The sequence below is a fragment of the Oricola sp. genome (genome assembly GCF_965230365.1).
GTDB lineage: Bacteria > Pseudomonadota > Alphaproteobacteria > Rhizobiales > Rhizobiaceae > Oricola.
On record NZ_OZ246003.1, the window covers coordinates 392,697 to 411,865 of the forward strand.

A 19,169-nucleotide genomic window follows, 5' to 3' on the forward strand; every position below is an offset into this window, starting at 1 on the left:
GACGCGCTGCGTCAGCACCGCTTAAGCGGTAGGCTGAAGGCGACATTCCACTTTCGCCCCCAAGAGGTTCGTCGCCAAGGAGGTTCGCATGGCCGCGCCGTCCGGTTTCACCGCCACCCAGATCCGTTTGCACTGGATCGTGTTCATCCTGATTGTCGCGCAATATGTGCTGCATGAAGGCATTTCGCAGGCCTGGGACGCGGTCGAACGCGGCCAGCCGGCCGGCTTCAACCCGATCGTCGCGAGCCATGTCCTGTTCGGTATCCTGGTGCTGGCGCTGACGCTGTGGCGGCTGACGATCCGGACCCGGCGCGGCGCACCGCCGCCGCCGGAGGACGAGCCGGCGGTCCTGAAGCTCGCCGCCTCGGCAACGCATTTCGCGCTTTACGCGCTGCTGATCCTGATGCCGCTTTCCGGCCTGGCGGCGTGGTTCGGCGGCGCGGAGATGGCCGCCGAGGCGCATGAAACGATGCGCATCGTGCTTTTGGCGCTGGTCGCGCTGCATGTCGGCGGAGCGCTCTATCACCACTTCATCTTGAAAACCGATGTACTGACGCGGATGCGGCGACCGGGTTGATCCCGTGGCGCAGCCGGTTGGCAAACGGGCACATTTGGCTGTAGGCTCAAAATCGCCGATACGGGCCTCGGCGCACATAATGGCGTTATATTTTCCTGTCACAACCCATTCGGCCATGCATAAAACGGGAGTGAACTGATGAAAATGCTTACCCTTTCTGTCGTCGTCATCGCCGCAGGCGCGATTGCCGGCTGCACCACCGCCGAAAAAACCGCCAGCGGCGCAGGCGTCGGTGCGATCGTCGGCGCGGCGGCCACCAACAGCGCCGGCGGCGCGGTGGTCGGCGCACTGATCGGCGGCTTCGGCACCTTCCTGGTGGAAACCGCCGACGGCCGCTGCCAGTACCGCAACTCGCGCGGCCAGGTCTACACGACCCGCTGCCACTGGAAGTAAGCGGCGGCATCCATTAACCCGCCGGCAAGCAGGCCGGCGGCACTCTCGGCATTCGTTCGAACGGAGCGGATGCCGATGACTTTGACGATTGTCCCGCAAATCCTGCTGGCGATCCTGGTCGCCAACCTGGCGGCCTTTTCCGCTTTCGGCTGGGACAAGCGGCAGGCGCGCCGCGGCGGATGGCGGGTGAAGGAGAGCACCCTGCTCGCACTGGCGCTGGTCGGCGGCACGCCGGGGGCGTTTGCCGGACGCGCCCTGTTCCGCCACAAGACCTGCAAACAACCCTTTGTCACGCGGCTCTGGTTCGTACTTATGCTGCAGATCGCGGCGAGCGCGGCGGCGGGCTGGCATTTCTTTGCACAGTAAATGCCCTTACGCGCCGCGTTTGCCTTTGCGCGGCGCATCCCTGTCCAGTTCATCGTCGGAATACCAGGGCTCGGCTTCGGCCAGGTCGGCGCCGAAGCGGCGCGCGATGTCCCAGGCGCGGTGGCGCTCGCGGATGTTGCCGGCATGGGCCGAGAGATAAAGCGCCAGCAATTTGGCCGACGCCGTCCAGAGCGGGCTGACGCAGGCGTCGTCGCCGAACATCGCCCCGCCGCCGAGACAGGCTTCGGCGCGGCGGCAGGCCTTCTTCGGGCACTGCGTGTGGCACTGGTTGAAACGGGCCGCATCGCGGCAGGCAAAGCGCTCGGCGGCATCGGCGTCATGCACAGGGTCGGTCATGCCCGCCGGCATGCGGCGGAAATCGAGGCAATGCGGGTCTTTCACGGTCGGTTGGATGCTCGTCGGCATTGGCGTTTCCTTTGCGGTTTGGTTTAGTGCGAATTCTATTCCTCGGCAGGGTGTATCCTCTCCACGACCCCCTCTCTTGCCTTTTCCAAGCACTTGGCCGGGCTTCGCCCGTCTAAATGCCGGAAAAGGCTTTCTCTCCCACGAGGGGCGAGAGGGCGCGCTTCTTCCGCACCGCGCCTCGTTTCCGAGACCGGATTGTTCTGAAGTTGGAAGACGGGCGGTCAAAGCATCGCAACGTCTAGTTAGTAATAGCGATCCTCGGACCGCCCGCTCGTTCGGCCCTGCAATCGATTCACTGGATCGATTGCTCCGGCTTTGCCGGACCGGGTCTCACCTTGCAGCTTCGGTCGGCGGCCCGGATCGATGTCCGGGAAAACAAGACTGCGCGCGCCGCTTCATGCCGCCCTGCCGTGGGGGTTCATCACCCAGCGATACACCTCTGCACCGCCCGGCAGGCACCGTCCCTTTCCCCGTGAGCCGGTGTGCACGCCGGGCTTCCGCGAAAGGGCAGGAGAGAGTGTAGGGGAGGTTGGGGAGCGGTGGATAAGTTTTTTGGGCGCGGGGTCTATCTCTCCCCTTACGGCGATAGCGAGCCACGTATGGAGGGTTGCGGTTAGCCGCATGAAAAAATGTCAGTCGTCATCCTAGGGCTTGACCCTAGGATGACGACCATGTTTAGCCTCGCGGCTAATCGCATATATCGAGCGTTGCCCCCTCACTTGCAAAAACTAGGGACTTGGCTTTGCAAAGCCCAAGCTTTTGCTTTCTCCCCTACCAAGGGGGAGAGGGCGCTAATCGTCAGAAATCCAGGTTCGCCACGTTGAGCGCGTTGTCCTGGATGAAGTTCTTGCGCGGTTCGACCTCGTCGCCCATCAGTTGGCTGAACAGCGAATCCGCGTCGGTGGCGTCGTTGACCTTGACCTGCAGCAGCGAGCGGGCTTCGGGGTCGAGCGTCGTCTCCCACAACTGCTCGGCATCCATCTCGCCCAATCCCTTGTAGCGCTGCAGGGTGAGGCCCTTGCGGCCGAAGGCGAAGACGTGATCGATCAGCGCGATCGGGCCGGCGATGACATCGGCCACCTCCTTGCGGCGCAGCACCGGCGGCTCGCCATAGACCTCGGTCAGGCGTGGGGCCAGCGAATGAAGCGCGCGCGCATCGGCCGAACCGATCAGCCCGGCATCGAGAATGACGGCTTCCTTGACGCCGCGCACCGTGCGCTCGAAGACATAGCCGCCGGCGCCCGGCTCGTTGGACGGGTTGACGCGGCCGGTCCAGCCGCGCTCGGTCTCCTCGGCGATCATGTCGAGCCGCGCGGCGACCTTCTCGGCCATCGGGCCGGCACGGGCAGGATCGGCCAGCACGGCGACATCCATGGCGCCGGCGATCGTCGCCTGCTCGACAACGGCGTGGTCGTAGCGCGAATGCAGCCCGGTCAGAAGCGTGCGCATGGAAAGCGCCGTCTCGATGGCGGCGCGCAGATCCTGGCCGGCGCGCACCTCGCCGGAGACCAGCTCCAGCGCCGTGCCGTCGAGCGACAGGTCGATCAGGTAATCCTCCAGCGCCTTCTCGTCTTTCAGATATTGCGAGGTCTTGCCGCGCGTCACCTTGTAGAGCGGCGGCTGGGCTATGTAGAGATAGCCGCGCTCGATCAATTCCGGCATCTGGCGGAAGAAGAAGGTCAAAAGCAGGGTGCGGATGTGGGCGCCATCAACATCGGCGTCCGTCATGATGATGATCTTGTGATAGCGCGTCTTGTCGGCGTCGAACTCGTCCTTGCCGATGCCGGTGCCGAGCGCGGTGATCAGCGTGCCGACCTGGTCGGACGACAGCATCCTGTCGAAGCGGGCGCGCTCGACATTGAGGATCTTGCCCCGGAGCGGCAGGATCGCCTGGTTCTTGCGCGACCGGCCGCCCTTGGCCGAGCCGCCGGCCGAGTCGCCCTCGACGATGAAGATTTCGGATTTCGCCGGATCGCGCTCCTGGCAATCGGCGAGCTTGCCGGGCAGCGAGGTGATATCGAGGGCGCCCTTGCGGCGTGTCAATTCGCGCGCCTTGCGGGCGGCCTCGCGGGCGGCGGCGGCTTCCACCACCTTGCCGACCAGGGTCCTGGCCTCGGCGGGGTGTTCCTCCAGCCATTCCGACAGGCGCTCATTGACGAGGCTCTCGACGACCGGGCGGACCTCGGAGGAAACCAGCTTGTCCTTGGTCTGGGAGGAGAATTTCGGGTCCGGCACCTTGACCGACAGAACGCAGGTCAGGCCCTCGCGGCAGTCGTCGCCGGTCAGCGAGACCTTTTCCTTCTTGGTCAGGCCGGATTTTTCGGCATAGCCGGTGACCTGACGGGTCAGCGCGGCGCGGAAGCCGGCCATGTGGGTGCCGCCGTCGCGCTGCGGGATGTTGTTGGTAAAGGCCAGCACATTCTCGTGGTAAGAGTCGTTCCACCACAGCGCCACCTCGACGGTGATGCCGTCCTTTTCGCCTGCAATGGCGACCGGGGTGTCGATCAGCGGCTTCTTGGCGCGGTCGAGATAGCGGACGAACTCTTCCAGCCCGCCCTCGTAGTGCATCTCGGTCTCGCGCCGGTCGGCGTGGCGGTCGTCGGCAAGGCGAATATGCACGCCGGAATTGAGGAAGGCGAGCTCGCGCAGCCGGTGCTCCAGCGTGTCGAAGTTGAACAGCGTCATGGTGAAGGTGTCGGCCGACGGCAGGAAGGTGACCTCGGTGCCGGTGTAGTCGCCGGCGTCGCCGGTAACGGCCAGCGGCGCGTCGGCGACGCCGTGGGTGAAGCTCATCTCGTGGAACTTGCCGGCGCGGCCGATCTTCAGCTTCAGCGACACCGACAGCGCATTGACCACCGAAACGCCGACGCCGTGCAGGCCGCCCGACACCTTGTAGGAGTTCTGGTCGAACTTTCCGCCGGCGTGCAGCTGGGTCATGATCACCTCGGCCGCCGAGACGCCCTCTTCCGGGTGCATGTCGACGGGGATGCCGCGGCCATTGTCGGTCACGGTCACCGACCCGTCGGCATTCAGCGTCACGGTGACGAGATCGGCATGGCCGGCCAGCGCCTCGTCGATGGCGTTGTCCACAACCTCATAGACCATGTGATGCAGGCCGGAACCGTCGTCGGTGTCGCCGATATACATGCCCGGCCGCTTACGCACCGCGTCGAGCCCCTTGAGGACCTTGATGGAACCGGCGCCATACTCGGCGTTTTCTACAATGTTATCAGTTGTTTCTGTCATGAAGTCCCGGTTTTCGGATCGGCGGCGGCGAATCTCGGACGCGCCGCCGAATCAAGAGGGATAATGTCGTCAAACATATAGGATTTTCGGGGCGAAATGCCAAATCCGAGGCCGGTTTGCGCGGTCGGGGGGAGCCGCCCGGATCGACCGCGCCGCGCCTGATTCACCGGCATCTCGACGGCTCGGTACGAACGGGGCCGCTTTTGCCCTCGCGGAGAAGACAATTCACCAGTTTGGTTTACCATTGGGAATCGAATCGTGGATACCGCCAAGTAAAGTCGGATAAATAGCCCTTGAACATCGTTACGGGCCCGATGACACCAACACCGCTCGACAAATTGCCGCCGGGCCGACCGCTCGGCGAGGAATGGCACTTGAACGCGCGCGCCTATGCCGGCGCGGCACGCTCGGTCGCCTCATTTCGCAAGCACATGAAGTATCTGCCCAACATCGCACTGCCGGTAACCTTTCACGAGAAGATGTTCTGGCGGCGGATGTTCGACCGCGACCCCGCCTTTATACGCTATTGCGACAAGCTCGCCTGCCGGAGGTTGTTCGAAGCGCTGGACCCGCCGGTGGCTTTGCCGCGGCTGTTGTGGACAGGACGGCGTCCGGAAGACTTGCCGGACGAACTGGTGCGGCCGGGCGTCATCGTCAAGCTGAATGCCGGATGCCGACAGAACTGGTTCTTCTCGCGCGATGGCGTCGACCGCGCGGGTTTCGAGCGCGCATGCCGCGGTTGGCTTGCCCGGCCCTATGGTCGCAAGCACCGGCAATGGGGCTATGCCGGCGTCGAGCGGATGCTGTTTGCAGAAGAAGAGATCGCCTGCGACCGCATGACGATGGACGAACTGAAGGTGCATCTGTTCGGCGGCAGGGTCTATTATTCGGTCAACTACCGCGAAGAGAAGACGCCGACCAGCAAGTCGGCGATCTTCGACGCGAGCGGCAACCGGCTGGACTTCACCACGTCGCTCGCCAAATACCGCCCCGAACGGCGGCTGTCGGCCGGCCACCGGGTTCCCGACTGCTACGGCGAGGCGCTTGCCGCAGCAGAAGCGATTGCGGCCGGCAGCGACTATCTGCGCGTCGACTTCATGGTCGCCGACGGCGTGCTTTATGGCGGCGAGGTCACCGTCTATCCCTCTGCCGGACTGATGACCGTGTCGGATAGTGCGATCATGCGCGACATGGCGCGCGCCTGGGACCTCAGGAAAAGCTGGTTCCTGAAGACGCCGCAGCACGGCGTGCTGGCGCGCTACCGGGAACGCCTGGCGGTCTTTGTGGAACGCGAGCGCGCGAGCCATGCGGCGCGGACTCAGGTTGAGAGCTTGTAATCGGCGAATTGTGCGCGCAGCGCCGTCTTCTGGATCTTGCCCGTGGCGGTGTGCGGGATTTCGTCGACGAAAGCGATGGCGTCGGGCATCCACCATTTGGCGATCTTGCCGTCCATGAAGGCGATGATGTCGTCGGCCGACGGCGACCGGCCCTCGCGCGGCACGACAACCAGAAGCGGGCGCTCGTCCCATTTGGGATGCGGCAGGCCGATTACTGCCGCTTCGGCGACGTCCGGGTGACCGACGGCGAGGTTTTCCAGATCGATGGAGGATATCCACTCGCCGCCCGATTTGATGACATCCTTGGAGCGGTCGGTGATCTGCATGTAGCCATGCGGGTCGATATGGGCGACATCGCCGGTGTCGAACCAGCCGTCATCGTCGAACTGCTCGGCCCCGGCGCCGCCATAATAGGCCGAGGCGACGGCGAGACCGCGCACCTTGAGCCGGCCGAAGGTCTTGCCGTCCCAAGGCATCTCGTTCTCCTCGTCGTCGACGATCTTCATCTCGACGCCGAACGGCGCGTGGCCTTGCTTCTGCTTGACGTCGAGCAGTTCGGCGCCATCGGCGGCGGCGTATTCCGGCTTGATCGTGCACAGCGAGCCGAGCGGGTTCATCTCGGTCATGCCCCAGGCGTGGATGACCTCGACGTCGTAGTCGTTCTCGAATTTCTCGGTCATGGCGCGCGGGCATGCCGCGCCGCCGATGATGACCTTCTGAAGATGCGGCAGCGCGCTGCCGGTCTCCTCGAGATGTTGCAGCAGCATCAGCCAGACCGTCGGCACCGCGGCGGTGACGTTGACCATTTCGGAATCGAGCAGCTCCCAGATCGACGCGCCGTCCATCTTGCCGCCCGGCATGACCATCTTGGCGCCGACCATCGGCGCGGACTGGGCCAGACCCCAGGCATTGGCGTGGAACATCGGCACCACCGGCATGACGACATCGCGGGCACCAATACCCATGACGTCCGGCATGGCGGAGACCATGGCGTGCAACACGTTGGAGCGGTGCGAATAGACGACGCCTTTCGGATCGCCGGTCGTGCCCGAAGTGTAGCACATGCCCGATGCGTCCTTCTCGCCGATATCGACCCAGGCAAAATCGCCATCGGCGCCGGCCAGCCAGCTTTCCCAGGAAACCGCATTGGCGAGGCCGGTCTCCGGCATGTGGGCATCGTCGGTCATGACGACGATCCGGCGCAGCGCGGGAAGCTGCGGCGCGACCTTCTCGACGATCGGCACGAAGGTCAGATCGACGAACAGTGCCTTGTCCTCGGCGTGGTTCATGATCCAGGCGATCTGGTCGGGGAACAGGCGCGGATTAAGCGTGTGATAGACGCCGCCCATACCGTTGATGCCGTACCACGCTTCCAGATGGCGGCCAGTGTTCCAAGCCAGCGTGGCGATGCGATCGCCCGCCGCAAAACCCTCGCGCTGCAGGGTCTGGGCGACCTGCAGCGCCGCTTGGCGGATCTGCGCATAGGTGGCGCGCACCACCGGCCCGTCTACAGAGCGGGACACGACCTCGCGGCCGGGATGCTGGCGGGCGGCATGATCGATGATCTTGTGGCAGACAAGCGGCCAGTCCTGCATGAGTGCAAGCATGTAACTCCTCCCCAGAAGCTTGTTCGAAAGAGTTTGGACATGATGGCGTAAATGTCCATAGCCATATGGCGCAATTCCCCGCCGTTGCCGGTGCCCTTGCGGCATTGCCGGCTTTCCGCGACAATGCGGCGCGGGGCAGGAAAAGCAAGGCGGGTCGCCACGCTCAGCGGCGGCGCGCCGGAGGAGGATGCCATGCGCCCAGCGCCGCTTGCGGCAATCGCACTTGCCCTGACCGCCGCCCTGACACTCGCCTCATGCCAGCAGACGCCACCGGCGCCCGCTGCAGGTCCGAAGCTGCTGTTGAAAGCGGATACCGGGGTGGTGTCTCTCGGCCGCATAACGGTCGGTGCGACCTCGCCCTCGAAGACCGTCTCGTTTCGGCTCGACAGCGTAGGCTCGGCGCAGATGTCCTACCCGGTGAATCCGTTTACCGGCACCCATGCGCGCGAGTTCGCCATCGGACCCGGCTTGATGGGACCCACGCCCGTGACCCATCGCGCGCCTGGCGTGCGGGTGGGCATCGCCTGCACGCCCAGAGCGCTTGGCCGGCGCGAGGCAAAATTCGCACCGGTCGTGGTCGGCGCAAAACGGGATCCGGCCACCCTGCCCCTGAAAGTGACCTGTTTCGGGATCGGCAAACACCCAATCCATCCGGCAGGGCGATGAAGATCTACAATGGCGATGGCGACAAACCGCTCGATTTCGGAAAGGTTCCCGTGGGCCAGGCTGCGCCGCCGCGCCAGGTGCGGATCGTCAACAGCACCCGCAACAGCTTCGACGTCCGGGTCCGTTGGGTATACGGCCCGCGCAGCCAGCGCGCCGGCCTGATACTGCCGGCCGGCGCAGGTATCCGGATGGGTGCCAATCCCGCGCCGTTTGCCAATCCGGCGAAAAAGATACTGCCCGGCCAGACGATCACGGTACCGGTCAACTTCAAGCCGCACCAGGTCGACAAATACGAGGCGACGCTGGAGGTGCAGTACGATCCGCCGGGCACCCGCACCCAGACCAAGCTGATGTACACTTTCATCATCGGTGAAGGCACGGGCGGGTGATGGGTTTCTTCCACGAACCAAACCTGATGGATTGACTCCTGTTTTGCAGTACGGCAATAATATGACGAATTTTATCATATTATTGAGGTCGCCCGTCATGGATCGATTCGACTGCCACAACGGCAACACCGCTGCCTATTTCGCGCAGCCGGCGGAACGGTTGGTGCTGGAAGGCTACCGGCACTGGGCCGCGGGCAAGGCGACAGGCGACGTGCGCGCCCAGGAAGCGGCGGTCGATCTGTATCTCGACATTCTGGGACATCGCGGCTCGAAGACGGCGATCTACGCGCTCTCGGCCTTCATCGGCGCGTTGGGGCGCTGCGCAGCCTGCCCGCTTCGGACTTTCGAGGCCGGATCGCCGCATATATGCCGCGACGAGGTCATGGTGATGGGCTTGGTCGCCGGTATCCAGAACCATGACGATCAGGCGGTCGAAACCTGCCTTTCGGCGCTGACCTGCCGTTCGCGCTGCGAGGAAGTGGCGCTCGCCGCCGGCTCCTTCGCGCTTGTGCTGCGCGGCCTCGGCAAGGTGCTGCAGCCGATACCGGCACCGGTGATTTCGGAGATCCTGCACCGGTCGGCGATGACAAGCAGCGCGGCGGCGCAAAGCACTACACTACACTAATTGTCCGCGAAGAATCGATTCAATACTTGATATAAATCAATAGAATTGCGTAATACTGGCGTAGAAACACGCCATGTCTCACAGCAAACTCGACCAACTGGCCCGCGACATCCGGGCGCCGATCACCCCTGCGGTGGAACCGGACCTGCGCGAGCTGGTGCGCTGCGCCACACTCGCGGCCAACAGCCACAACACCCAGCCCTGGCGTTTCTCCGGCTCGCGAACGAACATCACCATTGCGCCCGACCTTGGCCGGGTGACGCCAGTCGTCGACCCGGACGACCGCCACCTCTTCGCGACACTTGGATGCGCGGCCGAAAACCTGGCGGTTGCCGGCAGCGCGGCCGGCGCTTCTGGCCAAGTGGCGTTTTTGCCGGTCAATGGCGGTGCGGTGAATGTCGTCTTCGGCGGTCGGAGCGGCAAGGTCTCCGGCCATGAGCGGGCGCTCTATGAGGCGATTTTCGCGCGCCAATGCACACGCAGCGAATACTCGGGACGGCGAGCCGACGCAGCAACGTTAACGGCACTGGAGCAAGCTGCGGCCATCGACGGCGTGACCGTCACGGTGGTCGCCGGCGGATCGGGTATCGAACCATTGATCGAAATCTTCACCGAAGCCAATACAAGGCAGATCGAGGACCGCGCCTTCAAGGCCGAGTTGAAAGCCTGGCTGCGGTTCTCCGAGGCAAACGCGCTGAAGACGCGCGACGGCCTGTTTTCGGCCTGCACCGGCAATCCGTCTGTGCCCGACTGGGTCGGCTCGCTTGCCTTGCGCTTCGCGATGACGGCGGCAAGCGAGAACGAAAAGCTGGTGCGGCATTTGCGCTCCTCGGCCGGGTTGGCGGTGTTCACCGCCGAGCGCGACGACGCCGATCATGCCATGCGGGCCGGGCGCAGTTGCCAACGTTTCGCTCTTGCCGCTACCGCCGCCGGATTGAAACACGCCTTTCTCAATCAGCCAGCCGAGGTGGCGGCACTGACGGGGGATTTCGCATCGGCGATCGGTCGGCCCGGTACGCGACCGAACCTGATCGTGCGTTTTGGCTATGCCGACCCGATGCCCTATTCATTGCGCCGGCCGGTCGGCGACGTGATCGTCGACAGGGCCCCATAGGGCGCCGCGCCAACACTCAGCCGATCAGCGCCTTGATGTGAGCGGCGGCGCTGCGCGCCAGCGAATGGTATTCGTAGCCGCCTTCCAGCATCGACAGGATGCGCCCGCCACCGTGCTCTGCCGCCAGGCGGACGAGTTCCCCGGTGACCCAGGCATAGTCGGCGTCGGTCAGCGCCAGACCGGACATGTCGTCGGCCATGTGGGCGTCGAAACCGGCGGAGATGAAGATCATGCCGGGCGCAAAGGCGTCGATGGCCGGCAGCCAGTGATCGCGCACCGCCTGACGGAACTCCGCGCTGCCGGCGCCCGCCGACATCGGCACGCCAACGAGATTGGTCGTGTCGGATTCATGGCCGGTAAAGGGATAGAACGGGTGCTGGAAGGATGAGCAGAACAGCACCCGCCCGTCGCCGGCGAAAATCTCCTCGGTGCCGTTGCCGTGATGGGCGTCGAAATCGACAATGGCGACCCGCTCGATGCCGTGTGCCGCCATGGCATGGGCGGCGGCAACGGCAATGTTGTTGAACAGGCAAAAGCCCATGGCGCGGTCCGATTCGGCATGGTGGCCGGGCGGGCGCACCATGCAGAAGACCGGATTGGCCTCGCCGCGCATTATCAAATCGACGCCGAAAACGCCGGCGCCGGCTGCCCTGAGCGCGGCATTGAGCGTGCCGGGCGACAGCACCGTGTCGCCGTCGATATCGACGGAGCCGGACTGCGGCGCGACCGCGAAGATGCGGTCGAGATAGGCCGGTGCATGCACGCGCTCCAGAGCGGCGCGCTCGACGCATGGCGCATCGTAGTGGCGGAGGACGAAATCGAGGCCGGAGGCGATCAGCTGGTTGCCGATCGCGTCGATCCGGCCGCGCGTGTCGGGGTGCAACGGCCCGGGATCATGCTCCAGACATTCGGGATGGGAGACGAGCCCGAGCATGTTTCGCTACAACGTCCTTTCGACGGTGACGATTTCCGGATCCTCCGGATCGCGTCCGATCTTGAAGTCCAGTTCGCGCATAAGGTTAAGCATCGGCGTGTTGTTGGCAAGCACCGTGCCCTCCATGACATTGAGGCCGTGCTCCTCGCGCGCGGCATCGAGAAGCGCCTTCATCAGCCGCGTGCCGATACCTTGTTTCTGCACCTTGTCGGAGACGACGATGGCGAATTCGCAGCTGCGCAGATCCGGATTGATCGAATAGCGCGCCACGCCCTGCTGGCGCGGGCCATCCGGTCCGTGGACGATGGCGACCAGCGCCATTTCGCGGCGGTAGTCGATCTGGGTGAAGCGGACCAGCATCTCCGGCGACAATTCGCTGAGCGCGCCCATGAAGCGGAACTGGCGAGCCTGCGGCGACAATTCGCGCACGAAGACCTGCTCGCTCTCGGCATCTTCGGGGCGAATCGGACGGATAACGAAAGGCGTGCCGTCGGACAGATGGTCTTCCCAGACCAGATGGCGCGGGAACGGGTGGATCGCCATGTGGTCGTAGGCATCGGCGCTGGCCGGCGGGCGGGCGACGGCGATGCGCGCATCGACGGCGATCACCCCGTCCGGGCCGGCAAACAGCGGGTTGATGTCGAGTTCGGTGATCTCCGGCAATTCGCAGACCATGTCGGACACCCGCAGCAGCACATCGACCACCGCGTCGCGGTCGACGGCGGCGCGGTCGCGGAAGGCGTCGAGCAGGCGCGACACACGGGTCTTGTCGATCAGCCGGTTGGCGAGCACGGCGTTGAGCGGCGGCAGGGTGACGGCGCTGTCGCGCAGCACCTCAACCATGGTGCCGCCGGCACCGAACAACAATGTCGGGCCGAAAACCGGATCGCGCGACGCGCCGATTACCAGTTCTCGCGCTTCGTCGACATCGGCCATGTGTTCGACCGTCACGCCGAGGAACCTGGCATCGGGCCGCACGTCGTCGACCGCCTTGGCGATCTCGCGGAAGGCGAGCTTGACGTCGGCGGCATTCATCACGTTGGTGCGCACTCCGCCGACATCGGACTTGTGGCTGATCTGGCGCGAATTGACCTTCATGGCGACCGGGAAACCGACAGTCTCGGCGGCGACCACGGCAGCCGATGCGTCGGGCGCCTCGATGGTGACGTTGACCGGAACGCGGAAGGCGCGCAGCACGGCCTTGGATTCGACATCGGACAGAAGCGAGCGTCCGTCGGCCAGCGCCGACTGGATGATCATCCGTGCGCCGCCCAGATCCGCCTCGTCGAGATCGTGGCGCGGGCCCGGCGTCTCAAGCGCCAGAAGGCGGTTGCGCCAGTGCTGGGCCATGTAGGAGAACGCCTCGACGGCGGCTTCGGGCGTGGTGAAGTCCGGCACTCCGCTAGTCGAAAGCAGCGTGCGTGCCTCGGCGACCGAACTCTCGCCCATCCAGCAGGCAAGCACCGGCTTGCCCGGCTTCTTCGGCAAGGCGCCAACCACCGCCCTGGCGACTTCCAGCGGACCGGTCATCGCCTGCGGCGTGAGCATGACCAGAAGGCCATCGAAATTCGGATCGGCGAGCCCGGCCTTGACGGCGGCGGCATAGGTCTCGGGGCCGGCGTCGCCAAGAATATCGATCGGATTGGCATGCGACCAGTATGCCGGCAGCAGCTTGTCGAGCGTCTTCAGTGTCGTGGGGGCGAGCTCCGGCAGGTCGACGGAGCAGTCACCGGCACGGTCGGCGGCCAGAACCCCGGCGCCGCCGCCATTGGTGATGATGCCGAGGCGGCTACCATGGGCGCGCTTGTTGGCCGACAGGATCTCGGCGGCGGCGAAGAGCTGGCCGAAGGTGCGGGTGCGCACAGCGCCGGCCCGCGACAGCGCCGCGTCGAAGACGTCATCGGACCCGATCAGCGCGCCGGTGTGGGTGTGGGCGGCCGAGGAACTCTGATGGTGGCGACCGGTTTTCAGGACGATTACCGGCTTGGTGCGGGCCGCGCCGCGCAACGCGCTCAGGAAGGACGGCGCGTCGCGAATGCCCTCGACATAGAGCAGGATGGCATCCGTCTTGGGGTCGGTCGCGAGAAAATGGATGGCGTCGCCGAAATCGACATCGGCCGAATTGCCGAGCGAGACGATGGCGGAAAAGCCGAGATGATGCGGCTCGGCCCAGTCGGTGATGGCCGAGCACAGGGCGCCGGACTGGGAGATCAGCGCCAGCCGGCCCTTGGGTGCGCCAGAGTTCAAGAAGGTGGCGTTGAAGCCGAGCCAGGGCCGCACAAGGCCGACGCAGTTGGGTCCGAGAAAGCGGATGCCGGCGCGCTCGGCGGCGTCCTGCATGCGGACCTGGAGCCGCTTGCCCTCCTCGCCGGCTTCCATGAAACCGGCGGACAGGACGACGGCGTTTCGAACACCCTTCTGGCCGCATTCCTGGATGATGTGCGGGATGGTGTGCGCCGGCGTGGCAATGACGGCGAGATCGATTTCGCCGGGGACGTCGACGACCGAGGCGAAACAGGCGTGATCGCCGACCTTCTTGTGCTTCGGGTTGATCGGGAAAATCGATCCCTCGAAGCCGCCGGCAAGCAGGTTCGACCAGACCTTGGCGCCGACGCTGGCCGCAGAATCGCTGGCGCCGAACACGGCGACTGAGCGCGGATTGAACAAATGATGGAGTGGACTGCGATCGGGAGACGGCTGCATGATGACCTAACCGGTGGGAGATTGTGGGAGGATCCGGAGAAAGGGGCACTGGAAGCTTAAGCGCGCTGTGTGACGACACCTTGATATCGATCAAGAAATTGCTGCGCTGCAAAATGCGCACCATTCCATCAGCACTCGCCGCACTATGCTGCCAACAGATTGGAATCGTTGACAAAAGCAAAGCTGCGCGTAGCCTTTCCAGCGAGTCCCGCAAGCCAAGGAGCGACGATGCCGGAAAGAAGCGCACTGGAACTGCAGCTGGATGGCTACGGCCTGACGACCGCCCAGATCCTCTACCGCCTGCCCGACCACCCGACGATCCTGCAGACCTATGTGTGGCAGGACTACGACTTGGCGCCGGATTTTCCCGAGATGTTCGGTTTCCTCGACTTCTGGAACGCCAATCTGGACGGGCCGCTGCATTCTGTGCGTTACACGCATCAAAGGCTGATCAAGCCGGGCGAATTTCACCGCGTCGATGGCGAGTTCGCGCTCCACTGAGCCCGGTCGTCATTGCACTCCGGGCCGCAAACAGGTTCAGGGAGACGGCCTGCAATGCCCATGCCGCAGGAATACTTCAACGCGTCGCGCGACTTCGATGCTTTCATGGCGGATGCGAAAGCGTCGCTGGGGCATGGCTCACACCACCAAACCTATACGACCGTGGATGCGGTCCTGATCGTGTTCCGGCGACGGCTTTCGGCCCGCGACGGCCTGCGCTTCGCAAGCGCGTTGCCGCCGGTGTTGCGCGCGATCTTCGTGGCGAACTGGGACCCGGAAGAAGCGCGCTCGACCTTTGGCACGCGTGCGGATTTGGAGGCAGAGGCCAAGGCGATCCGGCCGGATCATAATTTCTCGCCGGACGGTGCGATCGCGATCGTCGCATCGGTGCTTTGGCGGCATGTCGACCGCGAAGATTTCGAGCGGATGTTGGCAGCGTTGCCCGACGAGGCGCGCGACTACTGGGCTTGAAGGCGCCCTAGCCGCGGCACCAGGTTTCGGCCGGTTCGCGACGACCGCGCCAGCGTGCGGCGAGTTCGAGCGCGACCAGGATTTCGCCAACATCGCCGCGCGGCGTCTCCACATCGGCGAGCGTGCGGCCGAAGCGATCCTCACCCTGCCGGTGCAGACGGACCGGACTGCCGGACACCAGGCGGACAAGCGCGCGCGTGGCCTCGTCGGCGCGCACGATTTCTGCCGGGCAACGCCCCTTGACCTCCGGTGCGTCGATACCGGCAATGCGGATCTTTTCGCCATCGAGCCACAGCGTATCGCCATCAACCACGCAGTCGATCCGCCGCCCCGAGCCGCAGACGGACACATGGCGCGGCAAGAAATCGGCCTGAAAGCCCGGTCGAGCGACCGGCGTATAGGCGCTGGTCGTCATGTGGTCGACGAGGCCGCCGACACGGGCGAGATCGATCTCGGCCGGCGAACGCAGCAACCAGACGATACCGGAGCCGAATCCGGCAACAACTATCAATGCCAGCGCGATCTGCAGATATGCGCCCGTATCGCCGCGCGGACCGCCGGGCGCCGTGCCCCGCAATCTGGTGGCTGACTCCGTCAATATCCCGGCTCCCCTCTCGTAACGTCAGTCGCAGCGTGGCGGACAGAAGTTACGATTCGGTTCAGCGCGTAAACGCCGGATCGGGCTCGGCGGCGGGCGGCCTGCGCCGCCATGTGCGCGAAGACACACCGGACGCTGCGGCAGTTCGCCATAAGGCGCGCCAACGAGCAAAACCGCTCATTAACCCTAGAAAGGAAAATGCCATGAACACCAAGACCAAAGCTTCGCGCCGCGCCGTCCTGACGGTCGGATTGCGCGCACTTGGCACCGCCGCCGCCATGACGGCCTTCGCCAACTCGGCCCTCGCAGGCCCCCCGCACTGGGACAAGGCGTCGTGTTACATCCACGTGCATGACGGTTGCTACAACAACCAGACCAGCCCGTGCTCGGACGCCGAATACCAGGGGTTCCTCGCCGACTGCAACAAAACCTATCCGCAGGTGGTTCGCCCGACGAACAAGCGGCTCAAGAAGTTCAAGATCCAGTAACAACAGTGCGGCCGGGCAACCGGCCGCATTCCCCGTTAGCGGCCGGAGCCGCACCAGTCTGTCCCGGTCGCCCGCCCTCCACGGGTCGCGGCGACGACATCCCAATGCAGCAAATCCTCGCCGACATCGCCCCGTGGCGTCTCGATACGAGCGATCAGCCGGCCTTCGCTGTCGCGCCCGGTCGCGCGGATCCAGATATGCCGGTTGTCGAGCAGGCGTACCAGGGTGCGACGCGCCTCGCCGGCCAGGCTCGATTCGGCGGCGCAGTGGCCCGCAACCTCCGGGGCGTCGACATTGGCGAGGCGGATCTGCTCGCCATTGAGCCAGAAGGTATCGCCATCGACGACGCAATTGTCGAAGGGCTTGCTGCGGCACTGGCGAATCGGGCGCGCCTCGATCCCCGCATAGGTGTCATAGCTGGCGACGCGGCCGCCTCGAGAGTCGGAGAATATCGACATCGGGTGAGACGTGCCAAGATTTTCGGGTGGCAGGAAATGCCGAGCGCCCGCGCTGGCGATGGCGACTAGCGCAAGCACCGCGACAATGACCGCGATGGATCTGCGCCTTCGTTGCGGAAGGTCGTAATTGGCCTGAAAACCAGGCGTATCGTCAATAGACATAGAATATGCGTGCCCCGGGTATCCGAGCCGACACTGCCATCACGCGTTTACCCGAGGATTGACCGACCACTGCAAATTTTAACTATGCCGCAACGGAATCGGATGGAACGATCCGGGCCATCAGATACTTCCAACCGGGCGAGAAAGGCTCTAATGCTTTGCCCCGGGCGCGCAACGGAAAGGGGAGCCGCATGGCGGACAAGGCACTCATCGTCGTCGACCTGCAGAACGATTTCTGCCCCGGCGGCGCGCTGGCGGTGGAGGGCGGCGACGAAATCGTGCCGCTGGTCAACCACCTGATCTCCAGCCACGATCATGTGGTGCTGACGCAGGACTGGCACCCCGCCGATCATTCGTCCTTCGCCTCGCAGCACGAAGGCGGCGCACCCTTCGAGACCATCGATGTCGCCTACGGGCCGCAGACGCTGTGGCCGGACCACTGCGTGCAGGGAACCGACGGCGCGGCGTTCCATGCCGAGATGGACTGGACACGGGCGGAACTGGTGATCCGCAAAGGCTTCCGGCGCGAGATCGATTCCTATTCGGCGTTCTTCGAGAATGACCATTCCACGCCGACCGGCCTGACCGGCTACCTGAAAGACCGCGGCATCGGCGAGGTTGTGCTGTGCGGGCTGGCGACCGATTTCTGCGTCGGTTTTTCGGCGCTCGATGCGGTGGCCAGCGGTTTCCGTACCTCGGTGGTCATGCCGGCATGCCGGGCCATCGATCTCGACGGTTCGCTGGACGTGATGACCGCGCGGATGCGCGACGCCGGCGTCCACCTGCTCTGAGGATCGTCGATGGCCCGCGTTCTCGATATCGCCAAGCGCGTTCACGACCACACATTCAAGCTCGACCCGATCATCCGGTCGCTGCTCGACACCGACTTCTACAAGCTGATGATGCTGCAGATGATCTGGAAGATGCATCGCGATGTCGATGCGACCTTCTCGCTGATCAACCGCAAAACGGAAATCCGGCTGGCCGACGAGATCGATGTGGAGGAGCTGCGCGCGCAACTCGATCATGCACGTACGGTACGGCTGGCGAAGAAAGAGATGATCTGGCTGGCCGGTAACACGTTCTACGGCCGCAAGCAGATCTTCGATCCGGAGTTTCTCGCCTGGTTCGAGAACTTCAGCCTGCCCGATTACGAATTGTCGGTGCGCGACGGCCAGTTCGTGCTGAACTTCCACGGTCGCTGGGTGGAGACCACGATGTGGGAAATCCCGGCGCTGGCGATCATCAACGAACTGCGTTCGCGCGCCGCGCTGCGCGGGCTCGGCCCGTTCGAGCTTGACGTGCTCTATGCCCGCGCCAAGGCCCGGATGTGGCACAAGGTCGAGCAGCTCAAGCTCCTGGACGGGCTGCGCATCTCCGATTTCGGCACCCGGCGGCGGCACTCCTTTCTGTGGCAACGCTGGTGCGTGCAAGCGCTGGCCGAAGGCATTCCCAAGGCGTTCACCGGCACGTCCAACGTGCTGCTGGCAATGGACAACGATCTAGAAGCCGTCGGCACCAACGCGCACGAACTGCCGATGGTCTATGCAGCGCTGGCGCGCAGCGATGCCGGTATCGCCGCGGCCAGCTACAGCGTGCTGGAAGACTGGAACAAGCTTTACGGCGGCAACCTCCTGATCGTGCTGCCGGACACGTTCGGCACGGCCGCATTCCTGCGCGAGGCGCCGGACTGGGTGGCCGACTGGACCGGCTTCAGGCCCGACAGCGCGCCGCCCATCGAAGGCGGCGAGCGGATCATTGAGTGGTGGCGCGAGAAGGGCCGCGACCCGCGCGAGAAAATCCTGATTTTCTCCGACGGGCTGGATGTCGACACCATCGTGGAGACGCACAATCACTTCGCCGGGCGGGTGCGCATGGCCTTCGGCTGGGGCACCAACCTGACCAACGACTTTGCCGGCTGCGCGCCGCGCGGCAACGACCAGTTGCAGGCGATCTCGCTGGTCTGCAAGGTGACCGACGCCAATGGTCATCCGGCGGTCAAACTGTCCGACAACCCGAACAAGGCGACCGGCGACGCAGCCGAGATCGAGCGTTACCTGAAGCTGTTCGGCAGCGCCGAGCGGGTGGAAAACCCGGTGCTTGTCTGA

General features: G+C 64.6%; 20 protein-coding genes. 13 read left to right on the plus strand and 7 right to left on the minus strand.

The window, feature by feature from the left end:
* Positions 1-88 precede the first annotated feature (88 nt).
* From ACO06R_RS01840 to ACO06R_RS01850, 3 genes are all read left to right on the plus strand, one after another.
* Positions 89-577 carry a cytochrome b gene (locus tag ACO06R_RS01840; protein WP_421855362.1) on the plus strand — a complete coding sequence of 163 codons (489 nt, stop codon included), beginning with the start codon at positions 89-91 and terminating at the stop codon, positions 575-577.
* A 138-nt stretch (positions 578-715) separates the two neighbouring features.
* Positions 716-970 carry a hypothetical protein gene (locus ACO06R_RS01845; RefSeq protein ID WP_421855365.1) on the plus strand — a complete coding sequence of 85 codons (255 nt, stop codon included), beginning with the start codon at positions 716-718 and terminating at the stop codon, positions 968-970.
* Positions 971-1,045: 75 nt separating this feature from the next.
* Positions 1,046-1,336, plus strand: a complete 291-nt coding sequence (locus ACO06R_RS01850) for a DUF1294 domain-containing protein (protein ID WP_421855368.1) — start codon at positions 1,046-1,048, stop codon at positions 1,334-1,336.
* A 6-nt stretch (positions 1,337-1,342) separates the two neighbouring features.
* Here the strand turns inward: ACO06R_RS01850 and ACO06R_RS01855 are convergent, their stop codons facing one another.
* Together ACO06R_RS01855 and gyrB are read right to left on the minus strand one after the other, a co-directional pair.
* Positions 1,343-1,762, minus strand: a complete 420-nt coding sequence (locus ACO06R_RS01855) for a hypothetical protein (protein WP_421855371.1) — start codon at positions 1,760-1,762, stop codon at positions 1,343-1,345.
* A 798-nt stretch (positions 1,763-2,560) separates the two neighbouring features.
* On the minus strand, positions 2,561-5,008 hold the full coding sequence (gene gyrB, locus ACO06R_RS01860; RefSeq protein WP_421855374.1) for a DNA topoisomerase (ATP-hydrolyzing) subunit B: 2,448 nt from the start codon (positions 5,006-5,008) through the stop codon (positions 2,561-2,563).
* A gap of 293 nt (positions 5,009-5,301) precedes the next feature.
* Here gyrB and ACO06R_RS01865 point away from each other — a divergent pair, with 293 nt between their 5' ends.
* Complete coding sequence (locus ACO06R_RS01865) at positions 5,302-6,345, plus strand: ATP-grasp fold amidoligase family protein (protein ID WP_421855377.1); 1,044 nt, start codon at positions 5,302-5,304, stop codon at positions 6,343-6,345.
* Here the strand turns inward: ACO06R_RS01865 and ACO06R_RS01870 are convergent.
* The gene (locus ACO06R_RS01870; protein ID WP_421855380.1) at positions 6,327-7,952 is read right to left on the minus strand and encodes a long-chain-fatty-acid--CoA ligase; all 1,626 of its coding nucleotides are present in this window, start codon (positions 7,950-7,952) and stop codon (positions 6,327-6,329) included. The genes ACO06R_RS01865 and ACO06R_RS01870 overlap by 19 nt on opposite strands.
* 192 nt (positions 7,953-8,144) lie before the next feature.
* Here ACO06R_RS01870 and ACO06R_RS01875 point away from each other — a divergent pair, with 192 nt between their 5' ends.
* The 4 genes from ACO06R_RS01875 to ACO06R_RS01890 all read left to right on the plus strand — a co-directional run bounded on the left by ACO06R_RS01875 (position 8,145) and on the right by ACO06R_RS01890 (position 10,746).
* Positions 8,145-8,618 (plus strand): hypothetical protein, encoded by a 474-nt coding sequence (locus ACO06R_RS01875; protein ID WP_421855383.1) that lies wholly within the window; start codon positions 8,145-8,147, stop codon positions 8,616-8,618.
* A complete protein-coding gene (locus tag ACO06R_RS01880; RefSeq protein WP_421855386.1) occupies positions 8,615-9,007 on the plus strand; it encodes a hypothetical protein in 393 nt (130 codons plus the stop codon). The genes ACO06R_RS01875 and ACO06R_RS01880 overlap by 4 nt, the downstream gene beginning before the upstream one ends.
* A gap of 97 nt (positions 9,008-9,104) precedes the next feature.
* Complete coding sequence (locus tag ACO06R_RS01885) at positions 9,105-9,632, plus strand: hypothetical protein (protein ID WP_421855389.1); 528 nt, start codon at positions 9,105-9,107, stop codon at positions 9,630-9,632.
* A gap of 73 nt (positions 9,633-9,705) precedes the next feature.
* Positions 9,706-10,746 (plus strand): Acg family FMN-binding oxidoreductase, encoded by a 1,041-nt coding sequence (locus ACO06R_RS01890; RefSeq protein WP_421855392.1) that lies wholly within the window; start codon positions 9,706-9,708, stop codon positions 10,744-10,746.
* A gap of 16 nt (positions 10,747-10,762) precedes the next feature.
* Here the strand turns inward: ACO06R_RS01890 and ACO06R_RS01895 are convergent, their stop codons facing one another.
* Both ACO06R_RS01895 and ACO06R_RS01900 read right to left on the minus strand, forming a co-directional pair.
* Positions 10,763-11,680 (minus strand): histone deacetylase family protein, encoded by a 918-nt coding sequence (locus tag ACO06R_RS01895; protein WP_421855395.1) that lies wholly within the window; start codon positions 11,678-11,680, stop codon positions 10,763-10,765.
* A gap of 6 nt (positions 11,681-11,686) precedes the next feature.
* A complete protein-coding gene (locus ACO06R_RS01900; RefSeq protein WP_421855398.1) occupies positions 11,687-14,383 on the minus strand; it encodes a bifunctional acetate--CoA ligase family protein/GNAT family N-acetyltransferase in 2,697 nt (898 codons plus the stop codon).
* A gap of 228 nt (positions 14,384-14,611) precedes the next feature.
* Here ACO06R_RS01900 and ACO06R_RS01905 point away from each other — a divergent pair, with 228 nt between their 5' ends.
* Positions 14,612-14,884, plus strand: a complete 273-nt coding sequence (locus ACO06R_RS01905; RefSeq protein ID WP_421855401.1) for an usg protein — start codon at positions 14,612-14,614, stop codon at positions 14,882-14,884.
* Between the two features lie 54 nt (positions 14,885-14,938).
* Positions 14,939-15,355 (plus strand): DUF2267 domain-containing protein, encoded by a 417-nt coding sequence (locus tag ACO06R_RS01910; protein ID WP_421855404.1) that lies wholly within the window; start codon positions 14,939-14,941, stop codon positions 15,353-15,355.
* A gap of 7 nt (positions 15,356-15,362) precedes the next feature.
* On the opposite strand, the gene ACO06R_RS01915 is transcribed toward ACO06R_RS01910, so the two are convergent.
* Positions 15,363-15,953: a thermonuclease family protein gene (locus tag ACO06R_RS01915; RefSeq protein ID WP_421855407.1), complete on the minus strand. Its 591-nt coding sequence runs from the start codon at positions 15,951-15,953 to the stop codon at positions 15,363-15,365.
* 203 nt (positions 15,954-16,156) lie between these two features.
* Between ACO06R_RS01915 and ACO06R_RS01920 the strand changes: the two genes are divergently transcribed.
* Positions 16,157-16,441, plus strand: coding sequence for a hypothetical protein (locus ACO06R_RS01920; RefSeq protein WP_421855410.1), 285 nt, complete (start codon positions 16,157-16,159; stop codon positions 16,439-16,441).
* A gap of 35 nt (positions 16,442-16,476) precedes the next feature.
* On the opposite strand, the gene ACO06R_RS01925 is transcribed toward ACO06R_RS01920, so the two are convergent.
* Entirely contained in the window at positions 16,477-17,061 is a 585-nt protein-coding gene (locus ACO06R_RS01925) for a thermonuclease family protein (RefSeq protein WP_421855413.1), read from the minus strand.
* Between the two features lie 191 nt (positions 17,062-17,252).
* Here ACO06R_RS01925 and pncA point away from each other — a divergent pair, with 191 nt between their 5' ends.
* Together pncA and pncB are read left to right on the plus strand one after the other, a co-directional pair.
* Entirely contained in the window at positions 17,253-17,852 is a 600-nt protein-coding gene (gene pncA / locus ACO06R_RS01930; RefSeq protein ID WP_421855416.1) for a bifunctional nicotinamidase/pyrazinamidase, read from the plus strand.
* Positions 17,853-17,861: 9 nt separating this feature from the next.
* A complete protein-coding gene (gene pncB / locus ACO06R_RS01935) occupies positions 17,862-19,169 on the plus strand; it encodes a nicotinate phosphoribosyltransferase (RefSeq protein WP_421855419.1) in 1,308 nt (435 codons plus the stop codon).